The organism is Gaetbulibacter aestuarii (assembly GCF_039537665.1).
Lineage (GTDB): Bacteria > Bacteroidota > Bacteroidia > Flavobacteriales > Flavobacteriaceae > Gaetbulibacter_A > Gaetbulibacter_A aestuarii.
The window spans coordinates 57,763-69,423 of the sequence record NZ_BAABAY010000002.1 but is presented as its reverse complement, the minus strand read 5'-3'; the positions used below and the strand labels follow the sequence as shown (position 1 = coordinate 69,423).

At 35.6% G+C, this 11,661-nt stretch carries 10 protein-coding genes; 4 read left to right on the top strand and 6 right to left on the bottom strand.

What is annotated here, in order from left to right; all coding sequences use genetic code 11:
* Together ABD682_RS08885 and ABD682_RS08880 are read right to left on the bottom strand one after the other, a co-directional pair.
* Nucleotides 1-648, bottom strand: coding sequence for a DUF6134 family protein (locus tag ABD682_RS08885; protein ID WP_344740882.1), 648 nt, complete (start codon nt 646-648; stop codon nt 1-3).
* Nucleotides 649-804: 156 nt separating this feature from the next.
* Nucleotides 805-1,971, bottom strand: a complete 1,167-nt coding sequence (locus ABD682_RS08880) for a helix-turn-helix domain-containing protein (protein ID WP_344740881.1) — start codon at nt 1,969-1,971, stop codon at nt 805-807.
* A 314-nt stretch (nt 1,972-2,285) separates the two neighbouring features.
* Here ABD682_RS08880 and ABD682_RS08875 point away from each other — a divergent pair, with 314 nt between their 5' ends.
* The 4 genes from ABD682_RS08875 to rpe all read left to right on the top strand — a co-directional run bounded on the left by ABD682_RS08875 (nt 2,286) and on the right by rpe (nt 5,590).
* Complete coding sequence (locus tag ABD682_RS08875) at nt 2,286-3,287, top strand: hypothetical protein (RefSeq protein WP_344740880.1); 1,002 nt, start codon at nt 2,286-2,288, stop codon at nt 3,285-3,287.
* Between the two features lie 101 nt (nt 3,288-3,388).
* Complete coding sequence (locus ABD682_RS08870; RefSeq protein ID WP_344740878.1) at nt 3,389-3,763, top strand: hypothetical protein; 375 nt, start codon at nt 3,389-3,391, stop codon at nt 3,761-3,763.
* A 140-nt stretch (nt 3,764-3,903) separates the two neighbouring features.
* Complete coding sequence (locus tag ABD682_RS08865; protein ID WP_027137161.1) at nt 3,904-4,767, top strand: sigma-70 family RNA polymerase sigma factor; 864 nt, start codon at nt 3,904-3,906, stop codon at nt 4,765-4,767.
* 160 nt (nt 4,768-4,927) lie between these two features.
* Complete coding sequence (rpe, locus tag ABD682_RS08860) at nt 4,928-5,590, top strand: ribulose-phosphate 3-epimerase (protein WP_344740874.1); 663 nt, start codon at nt 4,928-4,930, stop codon at nt 5,588-5,590.
* Here the strand turns inward: rpe and ABD682_RS08855 are convergent.
* The 4 genes from ABD682_RS08855 to ABD682_RS08840 form a co-directional block, all read right to left on the bottom strand.
* Nucleotides 5,587-6,012 carry a CBS domain-containing protein gene (locus ABD682_RS08855; RefSeq protein WP_344740873.1) on the bottom strand — a complete coding sequence of 142 codons (426 nt, stop codon included), beginning with the start codon at nt 6,010-6,012 and terminating at the stop codon, nt 5,587-5,589. The two genes, rpe and ABD682_RS08855, sit on opposite strands and share 4 nt — an antisense overlap.
* Before the next feature lie 79 nt (nt 6,013-6,091).
* Nucleotides 6,092-6,937, bottom strand: coding sequence for a zinc-dependent peptidase (locus tag ABD682_RS08850; RefSeq protein WP_344740872.1), 846 nt, complete (start codon nt 6,935-6,937; stop codon nt 6,092-6,094).
* Nucleotides 6,938-7,545: 608 nt separating this feature from the next.
* Entirely contained in the window at nt 7,546-10,032 is a 2,487-nt protein-coding gene (locus ABD682_RS08845; protein WP_344740871.1) for a glycoside hydrolase family 2 TIM barrel-domain containing protein, read from the bottom strand.
* A 16-nt stretch (nt 10,033-10,048) separates the two neighbouring features.
* Nucleotides 10,049-11,659 (bottom strand): sulfatase, encoded by a 1,611-nt coding sequence (locus ABD682_RS08840; protein ID WP_344740870.1) that lies wholly within the window; start codon nt 11,657-11,659, stop codon nt 10,049-10,051.
* Nucleotides 11,660-11,661: the final 2 nt, after the last annotated feature.

Genomic DNA, 11,661 nt, shown 5'->3' with positions numbered 1-11,661 from the left:
CTAAGCAGGTATTAGGTTAACATCAAATAATTTACTATTTGCCTCTACTCCAACACATTTACCATCCTTATAATGGTATATATTGTACTTACCTGATTCAAAGACAACTTTATATTTTCCCTCTCCTAAAGGTTCCACGGTAACCATTTTTCTGGCATTATCGCAATACACAAACCTTAAGGATTTAGGCTCTTTAAAATACAGGCTAACCAAGTTTGCAGTAATAGGTTTTAATGATAGAAAAGTTTCACCACTAGCTTCCTTCAGTAGATATTTTTTATTTTGAAAAACAATCTGGTGATTTGATTTTATATTATTGTTTACAGTGCGATAAACTCGGGAATAAACCAAAATTCCCTTTTTATAAACAGCCTTCTCCTCACCTTTGATACAGAAATTTATCAGGACCTTGGCATTAATATCACTTTTTAAATGATATACTATTTGGCTTTCAAAGGCTTGCTTATTAATAGTAATGGTTCCAATTACCTTATCGTTCTTAATAACATTAAAGGTTTTTTGATTTGGAATCGTATCAGCTTTAGCGTAACAAAAACTCAATAATATCGCGGCTGTAATCAGTTTTAACTTTAATAACCTTTTAACAAACCATGATTTCAATTTTAAAAAGAACGAATTTTTTTTCATTCTTTTGATCACATAAAGAAGAAGCATCGGTATCATAATTATACGTTTTAGATTTTTTGATAATCCAAAAGTATTTGAGCCCAATGGTTCTAATATCCAATAAAGTCTAAGGTGTAATAATTCGGATGTCCAACGATAATCTCGGACATTAATTCGCTAAAATTGTTCGCGATATGAGGTTGGAGTCTCTGAAGTGAATTTTTTAAAGGCCGAGTAAAAGGTGGATTTTGAGTTAAATCCGCATTCCAAACCAATAGCTACTATGGTATAATCGCTAAATGTGTCATCCGATAAAAAGCGCTTGGCCTGCTTAACCCGAAGTGAATTGATAAAATCAGAGAAATTATAATCACTATAGGAGTTTACGAGTTTTGAGAAGTAACTTTTACTCATTCCCAATTCAGCTGCCACTGTTTCCATACTTAATAGCGGATCGAGGTATAATTTATTTTTGATAATATGCTTTTTAATGGCATTGAAATCATTTTCATGTTTATCATTAAAAAAGTCATCCGGATCATTTGAAGTATGTTGCACATTAGGTGAAGGAATCAAATCTTCACCTTGAGCAATGGTACTCCGTAACACGATCCGATCTTTTAGTACATTGTATTTATAAATTCCCTGATAACCAATCCAGTATAATAACATAGAATCGCTCAACCGGAGGAACATATAAGGGATCTGATTACAGGTTTCTTCATCCGTACCAAAGCAAAGTTTTAAATCTAACCCAAGGGCAACCACCCAGATCAAAATAACAATACCACCAAGTCGGATAAACCATTTGATCCAATTTAAATCGTCAAAGGACAATACATAAGAAATTAAATGGTTTCTTCGAAAAATCAGTAAACAGGCATTAAAGAAAAGAAACGAACCAAAGAACAAATTAACCACATCTTCTATCCGGGTATAATCCGCGACCAAGGAAGAATGTATGCCATAAATTTCGTTTTCATAATATTCATAAGAAATGAAACAAAGTCGAATAGCGATTTCAGCAGTGAAAATAATCAAAGAAGGTTTTAAAAAATCTTTAACCTTATCCTGAACCTTCAAATAATGCGTGGTAAAGGAATAAAACATAGGGAAAATTAGGAAGTACCAGGGAATTAAAAGATTCTTTAAAAGAAAAACATTCTGAAAGAATTGATATTCTGATAAAACAGCCTGAAGATTATTTAAAGAAATAAAGAGAACAGTAAGATTAAGAAATATGATAACCTTATCATATTTCTTTTTAACGAATACGGTGACCAGGTTGAAACCGAACCCTTGTAGAACACCTGCAATGAGTAAAAAATTTACAATTTTAACCAATGACACTCTGTAAATGTTTACCTAAATATAAGTATTTCAGGCATTTATTCGAATGTCGGCTTTAAATTTTTTACTCATCAGCACATGATACATGTATTTATCAATCATAGGAAGTAGATGTATCCATGGTTTTTTTGATGGTTGTATGTCGCTTTTTTTAAACATGACCTAAAATTTAAATCACACAATAGTAATTTTCTGGTACTAAATTACTTGTAAAATTTACCTTTAGATATAAAAAATGTCTAATTATATCTACTTTTTTTATTAAATTTCACAAACCCAGGGCCATGTTCTTTTAATTTTTTCAAAAAATGCAAGAACAATTTTTCAGTTATTTAAAAAGCAAGACCCCGGACACTTCCTCTTTTGTAGATGAAGTAGCGGGTGTTTTGGACGTTGGCTATGATGCCGCTTACCGCCGAATCAACTTAAAAACCACGTTATCCATAGACGAAGCCGTAAAGCTTGCCAGATATTACAAAATATCCCTTAATAAATTATTTGAGGTAGGAAGTGAGCATAGTATTCTTGCTGATCTTTCCCCGCCACTTCAAAGTATCGACGGGATAAATATGTGGATGAAAAAATCCTACGAAAATTTAATTCCACTTACCAAGATCAAAGGCTGCTCAGTCATTTATTCGGCTAAAGATATTCCGGTTTTTCATACGCTTAAAGACAATTACTTATCTCGCTATAAAATATATGTCTGGCTAAAGGATATAGAACCAGAGATCACGAAGAAAAAAATAACCTTTGATGACTTTATTAAAAGCATTCCTAAGGATTTATTAGATAATGCATTTCGATTAGGAAATATATATAAAGACATCAACATCACTGAAATTTGGAACAATACGACTATAAATGGAACCTTACAACAGGTTTTATATTATTTTGAAGCTGGCGCTTTATCAAAAGATTTAGCACTGAAAATTTGTTCTGATATCGAAGATGTTATCCGGGATATTGAAAAACAAGCCATAAAACAATCTCTTGATGCTTCGAAGGGTCAAGCTATCTATAACCTTTATGTGAATCATATTCATAATATGAGCAACACCATGATGGTTATAACCCCGATGCAAAAAGTCTTTTTTATTCCTTTTTCCGTTATTAGTTATATAAAAATAGAACATCAACCCACCTGTGAAATGCGTTATGACATTTTTAAGAAAGAAATGAGTAGTTCTAAGCTTTTAGTTAATGCGGGTGAAAAGGACAGATCCTTATTCTTCAACAGAATACATCATAAAATCAACCGATTACGAGAGCGTATTCGAATAGATGACGACGCTTTCGATTTCGAATAACCTCTACCAAAGGGAACTAAAACCGTTAAACACTGTTAAAAATTTGGATATCAGCCAATTTTAGTTATATTATCTCTTACGAGAATAATTAAATTTGAAATATGATACAGGCAGATAAAGATAAATACGCAGACGTTTTAGAAGATTCCATCCACTATCTGGAAAATCGGGGTTTTGAGGATATTAAAGCTGATTTTGAAGGCTATGAAACTCCAAAATCATTTAAAAAAGCAGGTAGTGATATTAGTGTAACTCCCGATATTGTGGCCACTAAAGAAGGTCGTAAACACTACTTTGATATTAGTTTAAAATCAGAAAAACCAAATCTTCTGAAATCAAAATGGTTGTTTTTAAATACTTTGAGTAATTTAAAGCAGCATCGCTTCAAACTGATCACCAAACGTGGACACTACAAATTCACTCAGGATATGCTTGAAGATATCAATCTTACTAATAATGCGTTAATAAAAATCTAATATATATCTGTTTGAATAACAGATGCATGTCGTGATTTTTAGTTTTAATTTTATTATATTACAAAACATTTTGTAACATTTTCGTTCTTTTGTACGTATAACTAAATGAACACCTATTTATACAATACAGGAGAATTTAGATGAGACAATTAAAAATTACGAAGCAGGTTACCAACAGAGAAACCGCTTCGTTAGACAAGTATCTGCAAGAAATCGGAAAGGTAGATTTAATTACCGCCGATGAAGAAGTTGAATTAGCACAACGCATCAAAGCAGGTGATCAGGTAGCTTTAGAAAAGCTTACCAAAGCGAATCTTAGATTCGTTGTTTCTGTTGCAAAACAGTATCAAAACCAGGGCTTAACCCTTCCTGATTTAATTAATGAAGGTAACCTTGGATTAATAAAAGCGGCTCAAAGATTTGATGAAACCCGTGGTTTCAAATTCATTTCTTACGCTGTTTGGTGGATTCGTCAATCGATTCTTCAGGCATTAGCTGAACAATCACGTATTGTACGTTTACCACTTAACAAAATTGGTTCTATTAACAAAATTAACAAGACGTTTGCCTTTTTAGAGCAAAGTCACGAACGTCCGCCTTCGGCTGAAGAAATTGCCAAAGAACTGGACATGACAATTAACGATGTTAAGGAATCCATGAAAAACTCGGGGCGCCATGTAAGTATGGATGCGCCATTGGTTGAAGGTGAAGATTCAAACCTCTATGATGTATTAAATAGCGGCGAATCACCAAATCCGGATAAGGAATTATTACATGAATCCTTAAGAACTGAGATTGAACGTGCACTTGAAACCTTAACACCTCGTGAAGCTGATGTTATTCGCTTGTACTTCGGTTTAGGAAATCAACATCCTATGACCTTAGAAGAAATAGGTGAAACTTTCGATCTGACTCGTGAGCGTGTGAGACAAATTAAAGAAAAAGCTATTCGTAGATTAAAACATACGTCTAGAAGTAAAATATTAAAAACTTATTTAGGCTAAGGCCTGAATTACGGCAACAAACAGTTACACATATAACTGTTCGTTTTTTGATTGATGAAAGAACCCCCGGCTGATTACCGGGGGTTTATTCTTTTATAAAATTCAGGAGAATCCAAGTAAAGAACTTTACTATCTTTGCTAAAAATTAATACTTAAATTCATGTCTTCAAAACTTATAGCACCCTCTATTTTAGCTGCTGATTTTGCCAATCTGGAACGCGATATCCACATGGTTAATCATAGTGATGCCGATTGGTTTCACATTGATATTATGGATGGTGTTTTTGTTCCAAATATTTCCTTTGGTATGCCGGTTTTAAAAGCCATTACCAAATACACAAAAAAGCCTGTTGATGTGCATTTAATGATTGTGGATCCCGATCGTTACATCAAAACCTTTGCTGATCTTGGAGCTAATATTTTATCGGTCCACTATGAAGCCTGCACCCATTTACACCGAACCCTTCAAGCTATTAAAGCAGAAGGCATGCAAGCAGGTGTGGCCTTAAACCCGCATACCAATGTTAGCTTATTAGAAGATATTATTAACGACATCGATTTGGTTTGTATGATGAGTGTGAATCCAGGTTTTGGAGGTCAAAAATTTATTGAGAATACATATAACAAAATCGCTCAATTAAAAGCTTTGATCGAGCGTCGCGGCGCGTCAACACGCATCGAGATAGATGGTGGCGTAACTGATAAAAACGCAAAAGCACTTGTTGATGCCGGAGCCGATGTTTTAGTAGCTGGTAGTTTTGTATTCAAAAGCGAAGATCAGATCAAAACTATTGGAGATCTTAAAGCCTTAGCCAATTCCTAAAACTGGTTAATTAAATATTTTATAAGGTCTGTTGTTGTAACGATCCCTACTAATTTATTGTATTTCACTACCGGTAAAGCGTGAAATTCTCTTGACGCTAATATTTCAGCCACTTCTTTGATGGAGTTTGATGTTGTAACAGTTACAATATTCTGTGTCATAACCTGTTGGATCGTTAGCATATTATAAACGGAAACATCAGGATCGTCTTCCTCCTCATTTTCATTAAAGATATTCACAAAACTTAACCGTAGCATATCCGTGTAACTCAGCATCCCAATTACAGCCCCGGAAGAAACAATAGGAATGTGCCGAATATGATGCTTTTTAAATAAAGATTCTGCCTTTTTTAAACTATCAGTTTTTTTCAAAGTAATAACAGGCTCTGTCATTATTAATGAAACCGGTGCTTTGCGTATCATGGTGGTTTACTTTAAATATACAAGTTAAAATTACCATATAAAACAAAGCCATTTCATGACAAATGTCATGAGTCCCAGTTTAATATCCTCTTACGTTGAAATTTAGCATCTGCTTCACTTTACCGTAAATCTGCGGAAATTGATCTTTGAAAAGATGAGGCGTTTCAATAAAATTTTCAATGATTACTGCTAAGAATTCAAATGGATTAGTATAGGCGTAACTTCTTAAATAATGCGAGTTTACAAGATCGTCCCTCAGTTTTTTATCATTTGAAAGCAAGTGCAATAATTCATTGATAGATTCCCTGAATATTACGGAGCTAATATCTGATTCCGTTTTACTATTAAAATGAATAGCATGTGCGAATTCGTGAATCCCTAGATTTAAATTATCATTTTCAATGGCGTAACCTTCTTTAAAATCTTTCCAAGATAATACCAGAGCACTTAACAAAGGGTTAAATTCTCCTTTGTGATATTCTTGCTTGATCTGAGAAAAAAACTTTTCCGGATAAATTATGATTGTCGAAACAGCCCCGATCAGATAATCACGAAATCCAAAGGTGAGCATTACAGCAGTGGCAGCAATTAATACTTCAACATCGCCATCAACTGCGATACCATCTCTTCCTAGGAACTTTTTGTTTTTAATGAAGGTTGCCACCCGGTGTTCAAAAAAGCGCTTCTTCCTTTGTGATAGCTTGTTGTAAAACAAAAATTGTTCTTGTAATATTTGTTTTTGATCGGGATTAATAGTTCGTAATTTGAAATACCAGTGAACAAAAATCGGTCTTTTATAGATTAACGAATAGATACGCTCTACCAATCTAAAAGCGAAAAAGGTCATCACACCGATACAGGCAAGAAAGATTATTCCTGAGATAATACCTGATTCTAAGTTTTGATCTAAGAGAAGAAATAACATGGATTTGGTGGCTATTAAACATTTATTAAGAAGCAATATAGAATAAAATTTGTAACTTTTTTAATAAGTTGATACAAACCACTTTATATATGGATACAAAATAAAGTTCAAAAGTCCGTCTTTAAACCATTGGCTTTTTTGTTTAACTACCAATCTGAAAACACCTTGGCAACCAAGAAAACTCTAATTTCAAACCCCATTTTTTACTTTTTCCTGATCGTTATTCTTTACTCCTGTTACGATTATTACGACCATATTAGCCGTCCGGAATCCCAATTTGAAATGTATCCTGTGGACTGGGCATTATTTTGCATAGCCGCAATTTCTTCCCTTATAATAATCATGTTTTCTTTAAATAAGCTGTTGGCACGCATCTTCAAGAAAGATTGGTTATTTTTCGAAGTTATTGCTTTAGGAATTTGGCTTTCAACTTATATCCTAGTTTTAGGACCTTTGTTCAACACCCTTTTTTGGAAGCATTCTGAGCTTCATTTCAGTTTTAAACCAACTGCTTTTTTAATCGTTTTAGGCATCTATTTTTTGTTTCGCTCAATAATCTACCTAATTTTTCAGCGAAAGATATTTTCATTGAGAACAAAAAGACCTCATTAACTCTTGGTTTTAATTTGAATTGTACTTGAAACCAAACCTTCAGACATGGCTTCTATTGTAATATCGCCCGGGAAATCTTTTTTACTCTTGACAACCAGTAAACACAACCCATTAAAGGCTTTTCTGTAATTGGCCTGGAAAGGTTCTGTAGAAGTCGCATTTCCGTTTCCAACAGCCTCAATTGTTCCAGGCCCGGTTACTTTAAAGGTAACTTTGTTATCTGCCAGGGGACAAAAATTAGAATCCTTATCTTCAATTTTAACTGTAATAAATGAAAGGTCCTGTCCATCGGCCTTGATCACATTTCGGTCTGGAATTAATCTTATTTTATTCCGAGCTTTGGCCGTTCTAACACTTTCAGTAGCTACAATAGAATCATTCCTATAGGCCACAACTTTTAATTCTCCCGGAGTATAAGGCACATTCCAGCTCAAACGATAGGGTGAATCAAAATATTTCGGTCGATTTCCCCAGGCATGGAAAGACACCGGAATTCTTGTTGTATCTACCCCTTTTACTTTTTTTCCTAATGACTTACCATTCAGAAATAACTCGGCACTGTCGGCATTGGTATAACAATACACCGGGACTGTTTTTATTCCTGAATTTTCCCAATTCCAGTGTGGCAATAAATGTACCATGGGTTCTGTGGTCCACTGACTTTGGTACAGATAAAATCGGTCCTTCGGAAAACCCGACAGATCAACGGCTCCAAAATAAGAACTACGCGCAGGCCAATCAGTATTCCAACTTCCGGTAGTTTCATTATCTTTTCCGCCGTAAGGCGTAGGTTCACCTAAATAATCAAAACCTGTCCACATAAAATTACCGATTACTTGGGGTAAAGCATCTTGAAAATGAAATTCTATATCGGGCGGATAAGCCCAGGGTGGCGCAATAATATCGTAACTGTTTACCTGAAGCGACGGGTCTTTATCATATTTCTGAAGTGGTAATTGATAAACACCTCTGGATGATACCGCCGACGCCGTTTCAGAACCGTAAACAATCCAAGTAGGATGTTGCTTCATAACACCGGAATATTGCGTTGGCTTGTAATTGGCTCCTACCAGATCTACAGCTGCTGCCAAACCGTTCTTTATGGCGGCACTAAGCTGATTAAAACCGGCAGTGGTAGGTCTTGTGGGATCTTCATCATGACAAATAGCAACCAATTCTTTCGCTATATCTGCACCATATGGCTCCTTTTGTTCCTTAATTTCGTTGCCTATACTCCACATGATAATTGAAGGATGGTTATAATCTCTTCGAATCATATCCTTCAAATCCTGACGATGCCAGGCATCCCAGTCCGTGTGGTAGTCATTTTTAGTTTTAGGTAATTTCCAAACATCAAAAGCTTCACCCTGAACCAACAAACCTAGTTTATCGCAAAGTTCCAATTGCTCCGGAGATGTCGGGTTATGGGAGGTTCGTATGGCATTCACTCCCATTTTTTTCATAATTTGAAGTTGGCGTTCCGTAGCTCTATAGTTTACCGCAGCTCCCAAGGGTCCCAGATCATTATGAAGACAAACCCCATGTATTTTTTCTTTTTTCCCATTTAGAAAAAAGCCTTCTCTCGTATACTTAATGGTTCTAACCCCAAAAGTGACCTCGGTATTATCAATGGCATTATCGTTTTTATAAAGTATTGAAACCGCTTTATACAAATTTGGCCTTTCAAAATGCCATAATTTAGGATTTTCAATTTCCATGGTTTGTGACACCTCAACTACTGGTTCATCAATTCCCAACTTAATTATGTCCTCCGCGACTTGTTTATTGTTATTATCATACAACGTCGTTTTTAATTTGTAAGGCCCCTTATTTAAATCTTTATTCGAGAGTTTCGTTTTCACCTCAACTTTGGCCATGTCCTCAGTTACTATGGGAGTTGAAATTCTACTTCCCCAATGGGCAATATGAATGGGATTTTTAATTTCCATCCACACATTCCTGTAAATTCCGGCTCCCGAATACCAACGGGCCGAAAGTGGTTTTGGATCTACAAGAACGGCAATACAATTTTTTTTATTGAAGTTGATAAATGGCGTAATATCTATCTCAAACCCGATATATCCATTATGCCGATGATACACTTTTTTTCCATTCACATAAATGGTTGCATTCGACATTATACCATCAAATTCCAAAGTAATTATACTGCCTTTTTTTGATGGATCTATGGTAAAATACTTTCGATACCATGCCATTCCGAATACAGGCAAACCACCGGTTCTTGAATTATACTCCGGTTTAAAAGGCCCTTCTATCGCCCAATCATGAGGCACAGAAAGCCGGCGCCAGTTGGAATCATCATAATCCATTTGATAAGCCAAAGTATCTTGTGTTTTTTCAAATAACCAATGATTATTAAAGGAAATGCGTTCCCGTTTTTGTGGTTCCGTAGAATCACAACTAAAAATAAAAAAGGCCAGTAAAAAAATCGCTAAGTATTTTAAAGGGGTGGTTGAAAACATACTGCAAAATAGGAATTTAATCATTAGTTAATTTACTTCCCCACCAGTCCTTATTGGGTTGGAAATCTTTTGAAAGCATTTCCAATCGTTCCTTCTCTAGTTTAGGCAACATTTTTTCAAGAATATTTTCATCCCGCCTGGCACGTTTTATACTATCGAATTCAGGGTCTTTTTCAGGGAATTTTGCGTTAACGGATTGAAGCCAATCCATGAGTTTATCATGCATGGTTTTGGTAACTTCAGGAAAATTATCCGAAATATTTTGTTGCTCTTCCGGATCTAACTCTAGATCATATAATTCATCACTATCATCTTCATAATAATGAATAAGTTTCCACTGCCCTTCCCGCATTACGGAAGAAGGATCACCTCCCTGGTTGCCGTAGTGGGGATAATGCCAGAACAAAGGTCGTGGATCAGGAACAATTCCTTGTTCAATAATAGGTTTTAAGCTTATCCCATCTTTATGTTGATCAGGCATAAGATTAATATTAGCGTAATCCAATAATGTTGGAAAAAAATCAGCGCCTGTAACCGGATAATCACTGGATTTGTTCTTTAGATCTTCGCCGGGAATGTAAATAAAATAGGGTTCTCTGGTACCGCCTTCCCATTGGTATCCTTTTCCTCCACGAAGTGGTAAATTTGAAGTAGAAAAGGAATCTCCGGAAGCTACCCCACCATTGTCTGACGTAAACACTACAATGGTATTTTTATCCAGACCCAAGGCTTTCAATTGGTTTAAAACGATCCCCACTGCATCGTCCATAGTTTCAACTAATCCACCATAAATTGGGTTATCCTGCGTTACCCTAATTGGTAGTTTTCGCTCCATTTCAAAACCATGATCTTTAATTTCTTGAGCCTTGGCTTTTGATCGATATTTTGCCCATTTAGATTCTGTAGTTTGAATCGGACCGTGAACAGCATAAAATGACAAATAGGCGAAAAAGGGTTTATCCTTATATGTCTTTAAAAAATTTGCAGTTTCATGTGCCAGTCGAATGGATAAATTTTCGCCCGGGACCGAGTCCTTCAAACTTGGATTTTGATACGGTGAAAAATAACCACCCTTCGGACTTCCGGCACTCCAACCTCCTTTGTTAATATCAAAACCATTGTTTTCAGGGTAATGTCCCTCTCCACCAAGATGCCACTTTCCGGCAAAAAATGTAGTGTATCCATTAGCCTTGAAGGCTTCTGCGATCGTGGTATCTTCTACTGGTAAATCATGAACATAATCTGCAGGTAATAATTTGTCATAGCGTTTCAAACTACGCCAGTCTGTTCCGGATTTTTCACCGATCCAATCTGTAATCCCATGACGTGCAGTAAATTGCCCGGTCATAATCGTTGCTCGTGAAGGACTACAAACACGACTTCCGGCATACCCTTGAGTAAATTGGAAACTTTTTGCAGCCAGAGCATCAATATTTGGGGTATCGTAATAGGTGCTTCCCGTGCAACCCAAATCATTTACACCAAGATCGTCCACTAAAATAAAGAGCACATTGGGTTTTGAAGTGCTGCCAGTGGAAAGGCTTTTGTTGTCATTTTTACAACTCCACAGAAAAAGTAGTACGATCACACTTAATCCAACTCGAGTATTATTAATTAATGACTTCATCG

What these genes read in the sequence shown, in the direction of transcription:
- ABD682_RS08885 (WP_344740882.1), bottom strand. Translation starts at nt 648, where the DNA reads ATGAAAAAAAATTCGTTCTTTTTAAAATTGAAATCATGGTTTGTTAAA.
- ABD682_RS08870 (WP_344740878.1), top strand. Translation starts at nt 3,389, where the DNA reads ATGATACAGGCAGATAAAGATAAATACGCAGACGTTTTAGAAGATTCC.
- ABD682_RS08855 (WP_344740873.1), bottom strand. Translation starts at nt 6,012, where the DNA reads ATGATACGCAAAGCACCGGTTTCATTAATAATGACAGAGCCTGTTATT.
- ABD682_RS08840 (WP_344740870.1), bottom strand. Translation starts at nt 11,659, where the DNA reads ATGAAGTCATTAATTAATAATACTCGAGTTGGATTAAGTGTGATCGTA.
- ABD682_RS08865 (WP_027137161.1), top strand. Translation starts at nt 3,904, where the DNA reads ATGAGACAATTAAAAATTACGAAGCAGGTTACCAACAGAGAAACCGCT.
- ABD682_RS08850 (WP_344740872.1), bottom strand. Translation starts at nt 6,937, where the DNA reads ATGTTATTTCTTCTCTTAGATCAAAACTTAGAATCAGGTATTATCTCA.
- ABD682_RS08845 (WP_344740871.1), bottom strand. Translation starts at nt 10,032, where the DNA reads ATGTTTTCAACCACCCCTTTAAAATACTTAGCGATTTTTTTACTGGCC.
- ABD682_RS08875 (WP_344740880.1), top strand. Translation starts at nt 2,286, where the DNA reads ATGCAAGAACAATTTTTCAGTTATTTAAAAAGCAAGACCCCGGACACT.
- rpe (WP_344740874.1), top strand. Translation starts at nt 4,928, where the DNA reads ATGTCTTCAAAACTTATAGCACCCTCTATTTTAGCTGCTGATTTTGCC.